Source organism: Nonomuraea sp. NPDC003804 (genome assembly GCF_040610675.1).
In the GTDB taxonomy this organism is placed as follows: domain Bacteria; phylum Actinomycetota; class Actinomycetes; order Streptosporangiales; family Streptosporangiaceae; genus Nonomuraea.
The window spans coordinates 1-17,844 of record NZ_JBEXMT010000014.1 but is presented as its reverse complement, the minus strand read 5'-3'; the positions used below and the strand labels follow the sequence as shown (position 1 = coordinate 17,844).

Here is a 17,844-nt window from a genome sequence, read left to right as displayed (position 1 = left end):
CCGTCCGCAGGAAGTGCTGCTGGGCGACCAGGCGGGGGTAGAGGCGGCGCAGGAAGGTGGTGTCGGGCTCGGCGAGGTGCACCTGCCAGGCCGCGATGGCGTGCACGGGCGGCTGCACGATGCCCGAGGTGGCGCTGCCGGACGGCGCGCGGACCGCCCAGAACTCCGGTCCGGGGAAGTAGGCGCCGTCGGGCACGTCGGGGTTGAAGACGATGTGCGGCACCCTGCCGTCGCGCCACTGCGCCCCGAACAGCGACAGCAGCTCCGAACGGGCCCGGCGCGGCGACCACCGCGCGTTGCCGATGGCGATGAAGGCCGAGTCCCAGCTCCACTGGTGGGGGTAGAGCCGCCGCGAGGGGACGGTGTAGCTGCCGTCCCAGTTGGCGACCAGGACACGCACGGCGTCGCGTGCGATCATAGGAACTTCCTGATGAAGGCGGCCGTCTGCGGAAGGACGATCTCGGGTTCGCCGCGCAGGCGGCACTCCAGCGCGAGGTAGCCGTCGTAGCCGATGGCGTCGAGCGTGGCCAGCTGCGCCCCCCAGTCGAGGTGCCCGGTGCCCGGCTGGTTCCTGTTCGACTCGCTGATCTGCATGTGGGCGAGGTACGGCCCGGCCTCCACCAGCGAGCGGCAGGGGTCGTCCTCCTCGATGTTCATGTGGTAGGTGTCGCCGGCGATCCTGATGGAGTCCATGGCGCAGTAGGACACCGCCTCGGCCAGGGTGTTGACCATGTGGTTCTCGTACCTGTTGAGCGGCTCCAGCATGATCTTCACGCCGTTGCGCTGCGCGTGCTCGCCCAGCAGGCCGAGCGCCTCGGCCAGCACCTCGCGGTCCTCCTCGGGCCCGCGCGGCGGCTCGAAGGGCGGCAGCCGCCGCGAGAACTGCCCCCAGGAGGCGGGGGTCATCACACCGATGCCGCCGAGCTCGGCGATCACCGTGAGCTGGGAGCGCAGCTGCTGGATGGCGTCCTTGCGCTTGGCCGGGTCGAAGTCGCCGATGAAGTGCGGCATGTCGACGCAGACCGTCGGCATGACCACCCCGTCGGCCAGCGCGCGTTTGAGCTCGGTCAGCCTGGTGGCGAACTGGAAGTCGCCCTTGCCGCGCAGCTCGATCGCGTCGAAGCCGGCGTCGACCGCGAACGCGAACTTCTCCTGCAGCGTGCGCCCCGGCAACAGCTGCTCCTGTACGGCCAGCTTCATACTGTGTTTCCTTCGAAGGCGAAGACGAGTTGCAGAACGTCGGCCGGATGCCGGTCGAGCAGGTCGAAGGCTTCGGCGGCGGACTCGACGGGCATGACGTGGCTGACCAGCTCCCGCGCGTCGACCTCGCCGCGGTAGGTCAGCTCCATGAAGGTGCGCTGCAGCCGCTCGACGTCCCAGCGGTGCGACAGCCACGAGGCCACGCCGCCGATCTGCGAGGAGACCAGCTGCACCTGGTTGTGGTGGAACTCCTCGCCGAGCCGCAGCCCGATCCCGTCGCCCTGGTAGAAGCCCGCCGCGACGACCCTGCCGCCCTTGCGGACGGTTCTGATGGCCTCCTGCAGGCCCTGGTGGGTGCCGCTCAGCTCGATGGCGGTGTCGGCGCCCTCGATGCGCTTGCGCACGAACTCGGCCACCGAGCCGGACCGCACGTCGAAGGTCTCGGCAGCGCCGAAGCGCTCGGCCAGGTCGAGGCGGCCGGGCAGGGCGTCGGCGGCGACCACGCGGGCCCCGTTGAGCACGGCGAGGCGGGTGGCCAGCAGCCCGATGACGCCCTGCCCGAACACGGTGACCTGGTCGCCGAGGTGGATGTCGGCGGCGTGGACGGCGTTGAGCGCGATCGCCCCGACCCTCGCGAAGACGCCGAGCAGCGGATCGACGCCGGGCGGGATCAGGTGGCCGACCAGCTTCTCGGCCGGCACGACCGCCTCGTCGCGGTGGCCCCAGATGCCCCACACCAGCGACCCGACGGGCGGGTCGGCGACGTCGGGCGCGGCCTCGACGACCTCGCCGACCTCCTGGTAGCCCCAGCCCGCGAGGGGGTAGGAGTGGCTCTGGCCCTCGACGAACAGCCGGCGCTCGGTGTCCCAGCGGCGGTTGAGGTAGGGGTTGGTCCCTCGGTAGGCGGTCAGCTCGGTGCCCGCCGAGACGCCTGAGTACAGCGTGCGGACCCGCACGGTGCCGGGCGCCAGCTCGCCGGGCTCCTCCCGCGTGACGCGCACCAGACCCGGCTCTTGAATGGTGATGACGTGCATTCCCCACACTTACGCTTATTGATCAAACAAAAGTGGCTGATTTGGCGCATGATTGCAGACCATAGCTGCGCTCAATTCACACTTAAGTCTACGTCTTTAACCGAGCATTGCCGCGAATTTGAGGAGCTGTATCCGGAAAGCAACCTTTCCCATGATCAAACGCTCGGGCGCTGACCAGCCACGACGGCCCGCCGAGTTTCTCAACGGATGCCGGAAATTGCACAGGGCGTTGCTCGCCCTGCTCCAGGGGTACTCCAGGCACATCACCTCAGGAGGAGCGAGCCATGCCGTACAAGGTAACCGCCGTCCTCTCCGCCGCGATCCTGGCCGTCACCATGGCCGCGTGCGGCGGCGGCGCGGAGGGTCAGCCCGCCGACACGATCACCGTGTGGACCGAGGAGAACCTCGCCGACCGCATGGCGGTGCAACAGCAGATCGTCGCCGACTTCACCCGGCGGACCGGGATCAAGGTCAACCTGGTCGGCGTCGCGGAGGACCAGTTCAGCCAGATCATCACCTCGGCGGCGGCGGCCGGCAGGCTGCCCGACGTCATCGGCGCGCTCCCGCTCGCCTCGGTCCGCGAACTGGAGGCCAACGACCTGCTCGACACCGAGACACCGGGCAGGATCGTGGACCAGCTCGGCCGCGACACCTTCTCGGCCAGGGCGCTCCAGCTGGACAGCGCCTCGGGCAAGCTGCTGGCCGTTCCCAGTGACGGGTGGGCGCAGCTCATCCTCTACCGCAAGGACCTGTTCGAGAAGGCCGGGCTCGAACCGCCCGACACCTACGAGCGGCTGGAAGCCGCGGCCAGGAAGCTCCACACCGGCGGCATCGCGGGCATCACCCTCGCCATCGCGCCCAAGGACTCCTTCACCGCGCAGAGCTTCGAGCACGTGGCCCTGGCCAACGGCTGCCGGCTGGTCGACGACGCGGGCACCGTCGCCCTCGAATCCCCCGCCTGCGTGCAGGCCTTCGACTTCTACTCGCGTCTGGCCGGGCAGTACTCGGTGAAGGGCAAGCAGGACGTCGACTCCACCAGGGCCACCTACTTCGCCGGCAAGGCGGCGATGACGATCTGGTCGTCGTTCATCCTCGACGAGATGGCCGGGCTGCGGAACGACGCGCTGCCGTCCTGCGCGGCGTGCAAGGCGGACAAGGAGTGGCTGGCCGCCAACACCGGCGTGGTCACCGCGCTGAAGGGCCCCGCCGGCGGCACGCCCGCCCAGTACGGCGAGATCGTCTCGTGGGCGGTCACCAGGGACGCCGACGCCGCCGCCGCGCAGCGGTTCGTCGCCTTCATGATGAACGAGGGCTACGAGCGCTGGATCGGGATGGCCCCCGAGGGCAAGTTCCCCACCCGCAAGGGCTTCGAGTCGCGGTGGACCGCGCTGCCCGCGGGCGTCGACACCAAGAAGCCGCTGGCCGAGGTCTACCCCGCCGAGGTGCTCGAGGCGCTGCGCCGCAGCCCCGACGCCTTCGCCCGGTGGGGCATCCCCCAGGGGCAGGGCAAGCTGGTCGGGGCCACCATGGGCGAGCTGCCCGTGCCCAAGGCCCTCAGCGCGATCGTGGACGGCTCGCTCACGCCGCAGGCCGCGGCCGCCCAGGCCGCGTCGGACGTCGAAGCGATCAAGCGCGGGATCAGGCAATGACCACCGGCATCGGCACCGGTGCGGGTCCCGGCCCCGTCGCCGAGGAAAGGCCGGCGGGAAACCGGCCCGGCGCGGCGGGCCGGACCACGAGCAGGACGCTGCGGCAGCAGGAGGCGCGGGCCGGCCTGCTGCTCATCTCCCCCACTCTGGTCATCACACTGGTCGTCGTGGTCGTCCCGCTGCTGTGGGCGATCATGCTGGCCTTCCAGGACGCCCGGCTCATCTCCATCAGGCGGACGGGCCTCTTCGGCGACTACACGCTGGAGAACTTCTCCTACGTCATCTCCGCGCCGGGCTTCTGGAGCTCCCTGGTCAACACGCTGGTCTACACCGTGGCGGGCACCGCCCTGTCGATCGCGCTCGGCCTGGTGGCGGCGCTGGCGCTGAAGAGCAGGTTCAAGGGGCGCACCCTGGTCAGGGCGGCCATCCTCATCCCCTACGTCGCCCCCGTCGTGGCCGTCGCCTTCCTGTGGGAGGTGATGCTGAACCCGCAGTTCGGCATCGTCAACACCTGGCTCAGCGAGCCGATCGCCTTCCTCACCCAGGCCAGGGGCAGCGTCCTCGGGCTCACCGTGCCGGTCGCGCTGCTGACCGTCATCGCCTTCGAGGCCTGGCGCTACTTCCCGTTCGCCTTCCTGTTCATCCTGGCCAGGCTCCAGGCGCTGCCCCGCGAGCTCGACGAGGCGGCGGTCGTGGACGGCGCGACGCCGACCCAGCGCTTCCGCCATGTGATCATGCCGCAGCTCTGGCGGGTGGTGGCGCTGCTGGCGGTGCTGCGGTTCGTGTTCACCTTCACCAAGTTCGACGACGTCTACCTGCTCACCGGCGGCGGCGCGGGCACCGAGGTGGTCAGCGTCAGGGTCTACACCTTCCTCACCGCGCGCGACGACATCGGCGCCTCGGCGGCCCAGGCGATCGTGCTGGCCCTGGTGCTGGTGGTCTTCCTGGTGGTGTACCTGAGGTCCTTCGGAGGCGAGCGTGAGTAGGGACCGCTTCGAACGCGCGCTGTTCAGGGTGCTCAGGCCGCTCGTGATCGGGTTCCTGGCCGTGATCACCGGCTTCCCGTTCCTCTACATGGTGATGCTGTCGGTCCGCGACATCCAGGAGCTGATCCTCGACCCCGGATCGCTGTGGCCGCAGCGCTTCACCCTGGCGACCTACCAGGACGTGCTGGGCAGGCAGGGCTTCCTGACCTTCATGCGCAACAGCGCGATCGTCGCGGTCGCCTCGGTGGCGGTGACGCTGCTCATCTCGATCCCCGGCGCCTACGCGGTGGCCCGGCTGCGCTTCTTCGGCCGCCGTCAGGTGCACTTCCTGTTCCTGGCGGTCTACCTCTTCCCCGCGATCGTGCTGGCGATCCCGCTGTTCGTGCTGTTCACCATGCTCGGGCTGCGCGGGTCGCTGCCGGGGCTGATCCTGGTCTACATCGCCCAGATCGTGCCGGTCACCGTCTACATGCTGCGCAACTACTTCGAGACCGTGCCGCGCAGCGTGGAGGAGGCGGCCGCGATGGACGGCTGCGGCAGGATCGAGACGATCTGGCGGGTGGTGCTGCCGCTGTCGAAACCCGCCCTCATGGCCACCGGCCTCTACGCCTTCATGATCGCGTGGAACGAGTTCCTCTTCGCCCTGCTCTTCCTGGTGGAACGCAGGGAAAGCTGGACGGTCTCCCTCGGGCTGTCGCAGCTGGCGGGCAGTATCGAGATACCGACCACCGTTCTCATGGCAGGATCGGTCATCCTGACACTACCCATCGTCGTGGTGTTCTTCGCCGGCGAGCGGCTGCTGGCGGAGGGCCTGACGGCAGGCGCGGAGAAGGGCTAGTGATGCTGACGGCGGGACACGTCCTCCAGTTGATCAGGCAGGGCACGTGCCGTACCCGCAAGGAGCTGATCGACTACACCGGGCTGTCCAGGTCCACCGTCACCGACAGGGTGGACCGGCTGATCGAGGCCGGCTACATCCGCGAGGCCGACAAGGGGGCGTCGGGCGGCGGGCGCCCTCCGTCGGTCCTCGCCCTCGACTCCACCGCCAGGGTCGTGCTCGTCGCCGACCTCGGCGCCGGCCACGCGCGGGTGGCGCTGACCGACCTCGCCGCCCGCCCGCAGGCCGAGGAGTCGGAGAGCATGCGCATCGACCGCGGCCCCGAGGAGGTGCTGGCCTGGGTGCTCCAGGCCTTCGAGCGCCTGCTCGACCGCACCGGCCGCACCAGGGAGCAGGTCTGCGGCGTCGGCCTCGACCTGCCCGGCTCGGTCGACCACACCTCGGGCAAGGTGCTCAGGTCCTTCCTGATGCCGGGGTGGGACGACCTGCCGATCAAGGCGGCCTTCGGCGCCCGGTTCGATGTGCCGATCCTGGTGGAGAACGACGCCAAGGCGATGGCGCTCGGCGAGTGGTGGGCCGCCTACCGGCACTCGCCGTCGCTGCTGCTGGTGAAGGTCTCCACCGGCATCGGCGCCGGCATCGTGCTCGACGGGCGCATCTACCGGGGCGTGGAGGAGGGCGCCGGCAACATCGGCCACGTACGGCTGCGCGAGAGCGACGACAGGGTCTGCACGTGCGGTTCGAAGGGGTGCGTCGCCTCGCTGGCCAGCGGCCACGCCGTGGCCAAGGACCTCGGGCAGAAGAGCAGCCGCGACGTGGTGCGCCTGGTGCAGGCGGGCGATCCCCAGGCCATCGCCCGTACCCAGGAGGCGGGGCGCACGCTCGGCCTGGTGCTGGCCACCGCGGTGAGCCTGCTCAACCCCGGCGTGCTGGTGCTGGCCGGCGACATGGCCGAGACGCGGGAGCACTACCTGACCGGCATCAGGGAGAGCGTCTACCGGCACAGCCTGCCGTACACGACGAGGAACCTGGAGATCGTCACCAGCGGGCTGGGCGGCAGGGCGGGCGTCATCGGGACCGCGGTGATGGTGACGGAGCACGTGCTCTCCCCGGAGAGCGTCGACGCGTCCCTGGGGTGAGCGCGGCGGGAAGCGCGGGCGGGATCGTCGTGGTGAGCACGGCGAGCACCGCGACGCCGAGCAGCATCCCCGCGACCACGTCGCTGACCCAGTGCACGCCGAGGGCGACGCGCGTGTAGGACACCGACAGCACCAGGAAGGCGGCGATCCCCCAGGCCAGGACCAGGAGCACGGGCCTGCCGCGCAGCCTCGGGGAGAGCAGCAGCACGATCACCCCCGCGCCGAGCGTGACGGTCAGCGCGTGGCCCGACGGGAACGACATGCCGACGGCGGTGGCGACCGGGTCGGGGAAGGCGGGCCTGGCCCGATCGATGACGATCTTCAACGCCTCGCCGAGCAGGCCGCCCGCCACGATCACCGTGAGCGCCCAGGCGCCGGCCCCGAGCCTGCCCTTCCAGATCAGCCAGGCCGCGATCGCGATCACCACGATCCGCCACGTGGCCGGACCCAGGGCGTCGGTCCACAGCAGCAGGAGGCGCGTCCACGCCGGATCGGCGAGCGCCCCGGCGTACAGGTCGTGCGCCACCGCCCGGTCGACCTGGTTGAGCGGCTGCCTGGCCAGCAGGAGCAGCAGCCCGAACGGGATCAGGGACACGACGAGGACGAGCCTGGTCAGCATCACCCCATCCTGCCCGCTACAGGCCGAGACTAGCCCGCAGGACGTCAGGAGCCTCCACCATCGAGGGTCCGTACCAGGTCAGCAACCGTCCGCTGACCAGCGCGCTGCCGGCGAAGCACTCAGGCCCGTCGTCCGCGCAGAAGGCGTACGGCTCGTCCGGCAGCACCACCACGTCCGGGTCCTTCGCCACGAGCTCCGCGAGAGGGATCCTGGGATAGCGCTCGGGATGGGCGGCGTAGAGGTTGTCGACGCCCAGCCGCCTCAGCACGTCGCCGGTGAAGGTGTCGCGGCCGACCACCATCCACGGCCGCCGCCAGATCGGGATGATCGCGGTGCGCCTGACCGCGGGCTCCGGCAGGTCCCACGCCCGGCGCGCCCGCTCCAGCCACTCCGGCTCCGGTGTGCGGCAGGCCAGCTCGAACATCCTGCCCAGGGAGACGAACGCGGCCTCGACCGTCTCGATCCTGGTCACCCATACCGCGATGCCCGCCTGCCTGAGCGCCTCGAGGTCGGGTTCCCTGTTCTCCTCGGCGTTGGCCAGCACCACGTCGGGCGCCAACGCCATGATCCGGTCGAGGTCGGGGTTCTTGGTGCCGCGCACCCTGACCACGTCGAGGCCGGCCGGATGGGTGCACCAGTCCGTGGCGCCGACCAGCTTGCCGGTGGGCGCCACGGACTCGGTGAGGGAGGGCACGAGGGAGACGACGCGTTCGACCGTCGCGGGCACCCGCACCTCGCGTCCTGTGTCGTCGACGGCCACGGACTCCTCCTTCGGGCCTGGCGGCGGACCCCGCGGGGGCCCGCCGCGAACGGGCTAGGCCAGGGCCTTGAGCGCGCCCTCGTAGTCGGGCTCCTGGGTGATCTCGGGGACCAGCTCCGAGTAGACGACCTTGTTGTCGCCGTCGAGCACCACGACGGCGCGGGCGGCCAGACCGGCCAGCGGGCCGGACTCCTGGGCCACACCGTAGTCGGCCAGGAACTCCCTGCCCCGCATCAGCGACAGCGTCACCACGCTGTCGAGGCCCTCGGCGCCGCAGAAGCGGCCCTGCGCGAACGGCAGGTCGGCCGAGACGCACAGCACGGCCACGTCGGGGTGCTCGGCCGCCACCTGGTTGAAGCGGCGGACCGACGCGGCGCACACTCCCGTGTCGACGCTGGGGAAGATGTTGAGCACCTTGGTCTTGCCGCCGAAGTCGGCGAGCGTCACGTCGGACAGGTCCTTGCCCACGAGGCTGAACGCGGGGGCCGCGTCGCCAGGCTGAGGGAAGGTGCCGCCGACGGTGATCGGGTTGCCCTTGAAGGTGACATCGGACATGAGCGCCTCCCGGCGAAAAGGTGACAAAAGCCAAGGGCTCGATCCTATTGCTTCCCCTTGCTGCGGCTTCCGCCGTACCGGCGCCGTGTGACTCAGTACACTCGGCGAGGTTCGACTGGCCCTCCCCTGGAGTGACATGTGAGCAGCGGGCTCGTGGCCGCCCCGCATCCGCCGTCGCCCTCCGCCGAGCCGCCCGCCGGGCGGCGGCGCTGGCTTCGCCGGGTCGTGGTGGCGACGACGGTGGTGGTGCTCGCCGTCGCCGGCGCGACGGTCGGCGCGTACGTCAAGCTGACCAGCAACGTGAAGCACATCGACGTCACCGGCGACCTCGACGCCACGCGACCGCCCAAGGCCGCCACCACCGCGCTCAACGTGCTGATCGTCGGCTCCGACCAGCGCGACGGCAGGAACGCCAGGTACGGCCGCGCCGTCGAGGGCGAGCGCACCGACACGATCATGCTGGCCCACGTGTCGTCCAGGCGCGACGGGGCCATGGTGATCAGCTTCCCCCGCGACTCGCTGGTCCAGCTTCCCTCCTGCCGCGCCAAGGGCAGGCTGCCGGGCCAGCCGGCCCATCTCGGCATGATCAACGAGTCGTTCAACTCGGGCGGCATCGGCTGCACGTGGAAGACGATCGAGTCGCTGACCGGCATCCACATCGACCACTTCGTGAAAGTCGACTTCACCGGGTTCAAAAGCATGGTCGACGCGGTCGGCGGGGTCGAGGTGTGCCTGCCCGAGCGCGTCGACGACACCAAGGCGCTGCTCCACCTCGACGCGGGACGGCAGTCGCTCAACGGCGAGCAGGCGCTCGGCTACGTCAGGGCCCGCTACAGCATGGGCGACGGCTCCGACATCGGGCGCATCCAGCGGCAGCAGATGTTCATCGCCGCCATGCTCAGGAAGGTCATGAGCGGTCGCACGCTCACCGACCCGGCCAGGCTCTTCGGCTTCCTCGACGCGGCCACCAAGGCCGTCACCACCGACCCGGGGCTCACGCCCGGCGTCATGAAGGACCTCGCCGAGAGCGCGCGGGGCATGACGGCGGGCCAGATCCGGTTCGTCACGACGCCGTGGTACTACTCCGTGTCCCATCCCGGGCGGGTGGAGTGGGTGCAGCCGCAGGCCAGGACCCTGTTCCAGATCGTCGCCAAGGACCTGGAGGTGACGGGGATCAGGGGCGGGCAGGAGAAGGTGCCGCCGTCGCGGATCCAGGTGGAGGTGCGCAACGGCACCTTCCGGCCGGGCCTGGCCGGCCAGGTGGCGGTGGGGCTCGAACAGCGCGGCTACCACGTCTCCAGGATCGGCGACGCCTCGCGCAAGCCGTACCCGAAGACCCAGCTCGCCTACTCCCCCAACGGGGAGGCGCGCGTCCCCACGCTCACCCGCGACCTGCTGTCGGCCACGCCGCGGCTGGTGGCGGGGGCGGCCACGCCGCGGCTGGTGCTGACGATCGGGGACGACTGGCAGGGCCTCAAGCCGATGCAGGTGGGCGCCTCCGAGGCGCTGAAGGGGTTCGACGCCACCCACGACACGTGCGCGGCCTGAGAGCGCCGCGCCGGTCAGGCCGGAGGTCGGAGGCGGCCGTCGGCCAGACCCTGGTGGCCGAGCCTGATGAGGGTCTCGCCGAGCTCGGTCGCCTCCCGCAGGGCGTCCTCCATGGCGGCCAGCCGGCGGAAGGCGTCGCCGTAGGCCCGCTGCTCGCTGAGCGACAGCCTGGGCAGGCGGGTACGGCGCGCGTCGACCCTGCTGGAGCCGGCCGGCACCCGGGCCCCGGCCGAGCGCAGGAAACCGGCGAGGAAGTGGGGGTCCACGCGGCGCTGGTCGACCCGGTAGAGGGTGAGTTGCGGGCCGAGGACGGCGCCGTCCTGGCCGACCACCCTCGCGGTGGCGTAGGTGGCCACGACGTCGCCGGGCTGGATCCTGACCAGGCCGGGCTCGGCCGTGGTGGCGCCGGAGGGTGTGGTGGTGCCGCGCTCCACGTCGTCGGCCGTCAGCACCGGCAGGTCGCCGCCGTCGGCCGACATCCTGGGCGGCGCCTGGAGGATCGTGACCAGGCCCGCCTTGACCAGCTCGCCGATCGTGGTGACCGGCCGGTCGCGCGGCTCGTCGAGCACCACCAGATCGGGCGCGTCGACGGAGGCGGCCAGGAAACGGGCTCTGGCGTCGGCGAAGGCGCGCCCCAGGTCGGCTCCGCCGCGCGGGGCGTGGCGGGAGGGGCTGAGGTCCACCTCGTCGTCGAGCAGGTCGATGATGCGGACCCGGTGCGCTCCGTCGCGCAGGCCGGGCTCGACCCTGCTCAGGTCGCCCTCGGCGTCCATGATGACGATCTCGGACGGCGGGCGCTCCCCGCTCTGCGGCCTGCGCAGCAGCCACAGGTCGGGGCCGCCGGGCCAGAGCCCCACCACGGCGCGCAGGGCCCCGGCGCGCAGCAGGTTGCCCCTGATGCGGCGGCCGGCCCTGCGGCCGGCCGCGGCGACGGGCATGAGGATGGCCACCAGGCCGCCCGGCCTGACGTGGGTGAGGCAGTGCTGCACCCACGCCAGCTCGGACTCTCCGCGCGGCGGCAGGCCGTGCTCCCACCGCGGGTCGCCGGTGAGCTCGTCGTAGCCCCACGACCGCTCGTTGAACGGCGGGTCGCAGACCACCGCGTCGGCCCGGGGGCCGGGGAAGGCGTCGCGCCTGAGCGAGTCGCCGTGGACGATCTCGGCCTCGACCCCGCGCAGCGCCAGCCGGGCGGCGGCGATGCGGGCCGAGGTGTCCTCCAGCTCCTGGCCGAGCACTCTCACGCCGTCGGGCGCCCCCATGGCGCGGCCGCGGGGCGACAGCGGCAGCAGGAGGGTGCCGACGCCGCAGGCCGGGTCGAGGACGATGCCGCCGTCGGGGACGGCCAGCCGTATCATCAGGGCCGCGAGGTCCTCACGGGTGACGGAGAGCTTGCGGGAGTGGGCCTCGAAGTAGCGGGCGCACAGGAACTCGTAGGCGGCCGGCGCGCCCTGCTCGGCGGCCAGCTCGCGCAGCACCGCGACCTGTCCCTCGTCGAGCCCCTCGCCCCCGGCCCCGGGATCGGCGAGAAAACCTCCGGCGGCGGCCACGAGCTCGCCAAGCTGAAGATCTCCGGAAGCTTTCAGGCGTTGCCACGCGCGATCCGCCAGCGAGACCTGGTAGGACTTCCCATAGCGACTCAGCCATGCCTCGACCTCGCGCAGCGCGAAAAGCGGCTGCGCGGCGGTTCCGTCGACGGGTTTGGGGAAGTCGTCGTGGCGGCGGCGCCAGTTGCTCACCGCGGCCCGCCCGACACCGGCGAGCCGAGCGATGTCGCCGGCGTTCACGGTCGGGTCGTGGCTCATGGACGCCACATTAGTTCACAACACTCTTCAGCGCATCTGCTTGTGAAGTGTTTCAACCAATGATTTACTGACTACTATGACGCACAACATCCGCTATGCCGCCGGGTCGGACGTGGGCCGACGAAGGGAGCAGAACGAGGATTCGGGCTACGTGAGCGCCCGCATGCTGGCGATCGCGGACGGGATGGGCGGCCACGCGGCCGGCGAGCTTGCCAGCTCCGCCACGATCGCGGTGCTGCGCGAGCTCGACGTCAGCTTGCCAGAGGCGGGGGCCGATCTCGAAACCGCCCTGGAGGCGGCCGTGCTGGAGGCGGGGCGCAGGCTTGCCGAACTGGTCGAGATCGACCCGGCTCGCAGGGGCATGGGCACGACGGTGACCGCCATGTTGTGGGACGGCACGAGGTTCGCCCTGGCCCACCTGGGCGACTCGCGGGCGTACTTGCTGCGCGACGGCGCGCTCTACCAGATCACCAAGGACCACACGCTGGTCCAGTCGATGGTGGACGAAGGCCGCATCACGGAGGACCAGGCCGCGGTCCACCCGCGCCGCTCGATGGTGTTGCGCGTGCTCGGCAGCGAGGGCAGGGCCGAGCCCGACATGTCGCTGCGCGAGGCGGAGCTCGGCGACCGCTACATGTTGTGCTCCGACGGGCTGACCGACGTGCTCGGCCCCGAGACCCTCCACGAGATCCTGACCTCGTACGGCGAGCCCGACGCCGCCGTGCACAGGCTCATCGAACTGGCCAACGAGGGCGGAGGGCCCGACAACGTCACCGTCATCGTGGCCGACGTCGTACCGTCCGGCGAGGGCGGCACGTCGATGTACCGGGTGGGCGTCGGATCCTGATCGGTACGGCGGTTCTCAACCCATCTGAAAGCGCGGGAATCCACACTCTCGGTACAACGAGAAGGGAACTCCCAATGAGGACCAGCCGTACCATCCTGATCGCCGCCGCCGGCCTGCTGGCGGCCTTACCCGCCACCGTCGCGTCCGCGTCCGCTGCTTCCGCGCCTGCTTCCACCCCCATCTCCGCGTCCGCCGCCACGGGCGTCGGGGCCGGCCCCAGCACGACGTGGGGCCCGACGTTCTCCTCCGGCAGGAAGGCCGTCGCACAGGGCAGGCTCACCGTGCTCAGCCGGGACACGTCCACCACGCCGACGACCGCCACGGTGGAGATCAACGGCGCGATCACCGACCTGACCAAGGGGCCGGCCTGCGGCTGGGCGGCCTTCCGCGTCTCCTTCCTCAAGAAGGACGGAAGCGTGCCGACCAAGCACCTCTACAGCCTCGACTGCACCAAGGGCACCCCGAAGTCCTTCTCCTTCGTCGAGAAGCGGGTCGTCCTGGTCGAGACGAAGGTCTGCGGCGAGATCAAGGCCTCGAAGCCGTCGGCCACCTGCCTGTACGGCGGCAGCTGGAAGAAGCTCTACAGCTATCTCGACTAGTACGTCCCAGCAGCAACACTGCGCATATTTCGCCTCATATCTAGACACTTTCCGGATGTCCGGCCCGCGGCCACGACGGCACTACTACAGTCCCTCGTTAGTCGCCGGTCTTCTGGGAAGGAGTCGTCCTGGACCCGATCGCTGAAGGACTGCTGAAGGCGGCTCGCCCCGAGCTCGGCTACCGCGAGAAGGGCGGCCAGTACACCAAGTTCGGCACGTGGTACGCCGACCTCGTCCAGGACCCCCAGTATCGCAACGCGCCGTGGTGCGACATGTTCATCACCTGGGCCGCGCACAAGGCGGGCCTGCAGGAGTACGTCGGGCAGTTCGCCTGGACGCCCTCGCACGCGGCCTGGTTCATCCAACAGGGCGCCTGGTCGCTAAAACCCGAGCCAGGCGCCCTGGTCTTCTACGACTGGAAGGGCGGCAAGAGCTACAAGGGCATCGACCACGTCGGCATCGTCGAGAAAGTCGCCGGATCGAAGATCCACACGATCGAGGCGAACGTCGACAAGGTCTGGCTCAAGCGCAAGGTCCGCGACACCGACAAGGTCGTCGGGTACGGGCTGCCCCGCCTGGTCAAGGAACATCCGACGCTGATCGAGGTACGCCCCTCCGACCAGCCGCTCGAGCCCTTCTCCGTCCAGGCGCACGTGCCGCCGGCGATGACACGGGAGTCACCGTTCGACGTGCTGGGGACGCCGCAGGCCTTACTCGCCGCGATGGTGCTCACCACCGTGGTCGTCTCGTTCCGGGTGGCGGGACGCTCCCGCGGCTCCGGGCGCCATCGCCGGGAACTCGTCCCATGGGTCAGCCCCGCCCCCGCGCCACCGCCACATGTCACCGCCTCCCGTCCCACCCTCGCACCACCGCCGCACGTGACCGCCGCCCGCACCGCCCCCGCACCACCGCCGCACGTGACCGCCGCCCGCCTCACGTCATCCCCCCGCGGTCCCGTCCCCGCCCTGCCGCCCCGGGCGCGCACCACGACCCCCGCACCGCCCGGCGTCCCCCGCACCCGCGTCCCGGCGGACGAGGCCCGCTCGCGCGCGCAGGCGGAACGCGCTCACCTGCCGTTGGAGCGTTCCGGCGAGCGCGCGCCGGCCGCGCCGGTCGCTCCGCACCCGTTCACCCCGCCGGGCGGTACCGCCAGGCGGCGCAGGCCGTATGAGGCGGCCACTGGGAAATAGTAGGACGTCCTAGTATCTTCGAGAGGAGGCCCCTCACCAAGGAGTGATCAGGCGTGCACGTACCGGCCCATCCCGTCCGCTTCGTGACCGCGGCAGCGCTGTTCGACGGCCACGATGCCGCGATCAACATCATGCGGCGGATCCTGCAGTCACAAGGGGCGGAGGTCGTGCATCTCGGACACAACAGATCCGTCGACGAGATCGTCACCGCCGCCATCCAGGAAGACGTCCAGGGCGTCGCGATCAGCTCCTACCAGGGCGGGCACGTCGAGTTCTTCACCTACCTCGTCGAGCTCCTGCGCGAGCGCGGCGCCGGCCACATCAGGGTGTACGGCGGGGGCGGCGGCGTGATCGTCCCCGAGGAGATCGAGCTGCTGCACTCCAGGGGCGTGGCGAGGATCTTCTCCCCCGAGGACGGCCAGCGGCTCGGCCTCCCCGGAATGATCAACAAGCTGATCGAGGAATGCGACGTCGAGCTCGGCGACCCGCCGTCCGTGGAGGCCGTCGCGTCGGGCGACCAGGCGGCGCTGGCCAGGGCGATCACGCTGATCGAGTCGGGGCGGGCGCCCGAGGAACTGCTCGCGGGGATCCGCGCCCTGGGCGGCGCGACCCCGGCCCAGGCCACCACCGGAGTGACCGATGATGCCGTGGCGGGGGTGGAGAACGTTCCGGGTGACGGCGCCGGACCGACCGTCCGGCGGGCGCCCGTCCTGGGCATCACCGGCACCGGCGGGTCCGGCAAGTCGTCGCTGACCGACGAGCTGCTGCGCAGGTTCCACGTCGACAACGACGACAAGCTGCGCATGGCGGTCATCGCCATCGACCCCACCAGGCGGCGCGGCGGCGGCGCCCTGCTCGGCGACCGCATCAGGATGAACAGCCTCGGCGGGCAGACCTACTTCCGCTCCCTCGCCACGCGAGGCGCGAGCGAGGTGCCCGACTGCCTCGACGACGTGATCGCCGCCTGCCGCGCGGCCGGGTACGACCTGGTCGTCATCGAGACACCCGGCATCGGGCAGGGCGACGCGGGGATCGTCCCGCACGTGGACGTGCCGATCTACGTGATGACGCCGGAGTTCGGCGCCGCCTCCCAGCTCGAGAAGATCGACATGCTCGACTTCGCCGAGGCCGTCGTGATCAACAAGTACGAGCGGCGCGGGGCCGAGGACGCGCTGCGCGACGTGCGCCGCCAGATGGTGCGCAACCGGTCCGCGTTCGGGGTGTCGCCCGACGCGATGCCGGTGTTCGGCACCATCGCCGCCCGCTACAACGACGCGGGGGTGACGGCGCTCTACCACCACCTGCGCGACCAGCTCGTGGAGCGGGGCATGCCGGTCGGCGCCGGCCTGCTGCCCAGGGTCGAGGGGCGCACCTCCAGGACGGCGGCGGCGGTGGTGCCGCCGGCACGGGTCCGCTACCTCGCGGAGATCGCCGAGACGGTGCGCGGCTACCACGCCGAGACGACGGCCCAGGTGGAGGTGGCCCGGCGCCGGCAGCAGCTGGCGGCCGTCCGGGCACTCCTGGGCGAACCCGCCGGTTCGGCGGGCGGGGCGCAGGCGGTCGCCCCCGCCGACGGGCGAGGCGTGACGGATGCGCGCCTGGACGAGCTGGCTGCCCCCGCCGACGGGCGGAACGTGACGGATGCGCGTCTGGACGAGCTGGCTGCCCAGGCCGAGCGGGAGCTGTCCGACGAGAGCAGGGCGCTGCTGGCGGAGTGGCCCGCGTTGCGGGAGCAGTACACCGCCGACGAGCTCGTCGTGCGGGTCCGCGACAGGGAGATCCACACCCCGCTGTGGCGCGAGACCCTCTCCGGCAACAGGATCCCGCGCGTCGCGCTGCCCCGCTTCGAGGACCACGGCGAGCTGCTGCGCTTCCTGCGCTCGGAGAACCTGCCGGGCCGCTTCCCGTTCACCGCGGGCGTGTTCCCCTTCAAGCGGGACGACGAGGACCCGACCAGGATGTTCGCCGGCGAGGGCGACCCGTTCAGGACGAACCGGCGCTTCAAGCTGCTGTCGGAGGGCCAGCCGGCGACCCGGTTGTCCACCGCGTTCGACTCGGTGACCCTGTACGGCCACGACCCGGACGTTCGACCCGACATTTACGGAAAAGTCGGGACCTCGGGGGTATCGATCGCGACGCTCGACGACATGAAGGTGCTCTACGACGGCTTCGACCTGTCCGCGCCGAACACCTCCGTCTCCATGACCATCAACGGCCCCGCCCCCACGATCCTGGCCTTCTTCCTCAACGCCGCGATCGACCAGGCGCTCGAGCGCTTCGAGTCCGCCCAGGGCCGCCCGCCGTCCCCGCAGGAGGCGGCCGAGCTGCGCGCCAGGACTCTCGCCACCGTACGGGGCACCGTCCAGGCCGACATCCTCAAGGAGGACCAGGGGCAGAACACCTGCATCTTCTCCACGGAGTTCTCGCTGCGCATGATGGCCGACATCCAGGAGTGGTTCATCCGCAACCAGGTGCGCAACTTCTACTCGGTGTCCATCTCCGGCTACCACATCGCCGAGGCGGGCGCGAACCCCATCAGCCAGCTCGCCTTCACCCTCGCCAACGGCTTCACCTACGTCGAGGCCTACCTGGCGCGCGACATGCGGATCGACGACTTCGCGCCCAACCTGTCGTTCTTCTTCTCCAACGGCATGGACCCCGAGTACTCCGTGCTCGGGCGGGTCGCCCGCCGGATCTGGGCCGTCGCGATGAGGGAGCGGTACGGCGCGGCCGAACGCTCGCAGAAGCTGAAGTACCACATCCAGACCTCCGGCCGGTCGCTGCACGCCCAGGAGATGGACTTCAACGACATCCGCACCACCCTGCAGGCCCTCATCGCGATCTACGACAACTGCAACAGCCTGCACACCAACGCCTTCGACGAGGCCGTCACCACCCCCTCGGCCGAGTCCGTACGGCGCGCGATGGCGATCCAGCTCATCATCAACCGCGAATGGGGCCTGGCGAGGAACGAGAACCCGCTGCAGGGCTCGTTCATCATCGACGAGCTAGGTCGTCGACCTGCCGCGGCCCGCCGACCTGAAGGCCACGCTGCTCCAGCTGCTCGGCTCGCCCAAC

At 70.8% G+C, this 17,844-nt stretch carries 15 protein-coding genes; 9 read left to right on the top strand and 6 right to left on the bottom strand.

Going from position 1 to position 17,844, the window contains the following annotated elements; genetic code table 11:
* Positions 1–414: 414 nt before the first annotated feature.
* Together ABZX22_RS20140 and ABZX22_RS20135 are read right to left on the bottom strand one after the other, a co-directional pair.
* Entirely contained in the window at positions 415–1,200 is a 786-nt protein-coding gene (locus ABZX22_RS20140; protein WP_354911056.1) for a sugar phosphate isomerase/epimerase family protein, read from the bottom strand.
* Positions 1,197–2,234: a zinc-binding dehydrogenase gene (locus ABZX22_RS20135; RefSeq protein WP_354911053.1), complete on the bottom strand. Its 1,038-nt coding sequence runs from the start codon at positions 2,232–2,234 to the stop codon at positions 1,197–1,199. The genes ABZX22_RS20140 and ABZX22_RS20135 overlap by 4 nt, the downstream gene beginning before the upstream one ends.
* 284 nt (positions 2,235–2,518) lie before the next feature.
* Between ABZX22_RS20135 and ABZX22_RS20130 the strand changes: the two genes are divergently transcribed.
* From ABZX22_RS20130 to ABZX22_RS20115, 4 genes are read left to right on the top strand one after another with little or no spacing between them, the layout of a single operon-like run.
* Positions 2,519–3,883: an extracellular solute-binding protein gene (locus ABZX22_RS20130; RefSeq protein ID WP_354911050.1), complete on the top strand. Its 1,365-nt coding sequence runs from the start codon at positions 2,519–2,521 to the stop codon at positions 3,881–3,883.
* On the top strand, positions 3,880–4,869 hold the full coding sequence (locus tag ABZX22_RS20125) for a sugar ABC transporter permease (protein WP_354911047.1): 990 nt from the start codon (positions 3,880–3,882) through the stop codon (positions 4,867–4,869). Before ABZX22_RS20130 ends, ABZX22_RS20125 begins: the two co-directional genes overlap by 4 nt.
* Positions 4,862–5,707 (top strand): carbohydrate ABC transporter permease, encoded by an 846-nt coding sequence (locus ABZX22_RS20120; protein WP_354911045.1) that lies wholly within the window; start codon positions 4,862–4,864, stop codon positions 5,705–5,707. The genes ABZX22_RS20125 and ABZX22_RS20120 overlap by 8 nt, the downstream gene beginning before the upstream one ends.
* A gap of 2 nt (positions 5,708–5,709) precedes the next feature.
* Positions 5,710–6,846, top strand: a complete 1,137-nt coding sequence (locus ABZX22_RS20115; protein ID WP_354911042.1) for an ROK family transcriptional regulator — start codon at positions 5,710–5,712, stop codon at positions 6,844–6,846.
* Here the strand turns inward: ABZX22_RS20115 and ABZX22_RS20110 are convergent.
* From ABZX22_RS20110 to tpx, 3 genes are read right to left on the bottom strand one after another with little or no spacing between them, the layout of a single operon-like run.
* Entirely contained in the window at positions 6,776–7,465 is a 690-nt protein-coding gene (locus ABZX22_RS20110) for a phosphatase PAP2 family protein (RefSeq protein WP_354911040.1), read from the bottom strand. The genes ABZX22_RS20115 and ABZX22_RS20110 overlap by 71 nt on opposite strands.
* A 16-nt stretch (positions 7,466–7,481) precedes the next feature.
* Entirely contained in the window at positions 7,482–8,225 is a 744-nt protein-coding gene (locus tag ABZX22_RS20105; protein WP_354911037.1) for a helical backbone metal receptor, read from the bottom strand.
* Positions 8,226–8,279: 54 nt separating this feature from the next.
* Complete coding sequence (gene tpx / locus ABZX22_RS20100; protein WP_354911035.1) at positions 8,280–8,780, bottom strand: thiol peroxidase; 501 nt, start codon at positions 8,778–8,780, stop codon at positions 8,280–8,282.
* A 138-nt stretch (positions 8,781–8,918) separates the two neighbouring features.
* Between tpx and ABZX22_RS20095 the strand changes: the two genes are divergently transcribed.
* Positions 8,919–10,328, top strand: a complete 1,410-nt coding sequence (locus tag ABZX22_RS20095) for an LCP family protein (protein ID WP_354911032.1) — start codon at positions 8,919–8,921, stop codon at positions 10,326–10,328.
* Between the two features lie 14 nt (positions 10,329–10,342).
* Here the strand turns inward: ABZX22_RS20095 and ABZX22_RS20090 are convergent, their stop codons facing one another.
* Positions 10,343–12,130: an N-6 DNA methylase gene (locus ABZX22_RS20090; protein ID WP_354911030.1), complete on the bottom strand. Its 1,788-nt coding sequence runs from the start codon at positions 12,128–12,130 to the stop codon at positions 10,343–10,345.
* 76 nt (positions 12,131–12,206) lie between these two features.
* Between ABZX22_RS20090 and ABZX22_RS20085 the strand changes: the two genes are divergently transcribed.
* From ABZX22_RS20085 to ABZX22_RS20070, 4 genes are all read left to right on the top strand, one after another.
* The gene (locus ABZX22_RS20085) at positions 12,207–12,977 is read left to right on the top strand and encodes a protein phosphatase 2C domain-containing protein (protein ID WP_354911027.1); all 771 of its coding nucleotides are present in this window, start codon (positions 12,207–12,209) and stop codon (positions 12,975–12,977) included.
* 74 nt (positions 12,978–13,051) lie between these two features.
* Complete coding sequence (locus ABZX22_RS20080; protein ID WP_354911024.1) at positions 13,052–13,576, top strand: hypothetical protein; 525 nt, start codon at positions 13,052–13,054, stop codon at positions 13,574–13,576.
* Positions 13,577–13,704: 128 nt separating this feature from the next.
* Positions 13,705–14,766 carry a CHAP domain-containing protein gene (locus ABZX22_RS20075; RefSeq protein WP_354911466.1) on the top strand — a complete coding sequence of 354 codons (1,062 nt, stop codon included), beginning with the start codon at positions 13,705–13,707 and terminating at the stop codon, positions 14,764–14,766.
* A gap of 53 nt (positions 14,767–14,819) precedes the next feature.
* On the top strand, positions 14,820–17,844 hold a 3,025-nt coding region (locus ABZX22_RS20070; protein ID WP_354911022.1), incomplete at its 3' end, for a methylmalonyl-CoA mutase family protein.

Coding starts and splice junctions, on each gene's coding strand:
- ABZX22_RS20140 (WP_354911056.1), bottom strand. CDS start 1,200: ATGAAGCTGGCCGTACAGGAGCAGCTGTTGCCGGGGCGCACGCTGCAG.
- tpx (WP_354911035.1), bottom strand. CDS start 8,780: ATGTCCGATGTCACCTTCAAGGGCAACCCGATCACCGTCGGCGGCACC.
- ABZX22_RS20080 (WP_354911024.1), top strand. CDS start 13,052: ATGAGGACCAGCCGTACCATCCTGATCGCCGCCGCCGGCCTGCTGGCG.
- ABZX22_RS20090 (WP_354911030.1), bottom strand. CDS start 12,130: ATGAGCCACGACCCGACCGTGAACGCCGGCGACATCGCTCGGCTCGCC.
- ABZX22_RS20115 (WP_354911042.1), top strand. CDS start 5,710: ATGCTGACGGCGGGACACGTCCTCCAGTTGATCAGGCAGGGCACGTGC.
- ABZX22_RS20130 (WP_354911050.1), top strand. CDS start 2,519: ATGCCGTACAAGGTAACCGCCGTCCTCTCCGCCGCGATCCTGGCCGTC.
- ABZX22_RS20135 (WP_354911053.1), bottom strand. CDS start 2,234: ATGCACGTCATCACCATTCAAGAGCCGGGTCTGGTGCGCGTCACGCGG.
- ABZX22_RS20085 (WP_354911027.1), top strand. CDS start 12,207: ATGACGCACAACATCCGCTATGCCGCCGGGTCGGACGTGGGCCGACGA.
- ABZX22_RS20125 (WP_354911047.1), top strand. CDS start 3,880: ATGACCACCGGCATCGGCACCGGTGCGGGTCCCGGCCCCGTCGCCGAG.
- ABZX22_RS20110 (WP_354911040.1), bottom strand. CDS start 7,465: ATGCTGACCAGGCTCGTCCTCGTCGTGTCCCTGATCCCGTTCGGGCTG.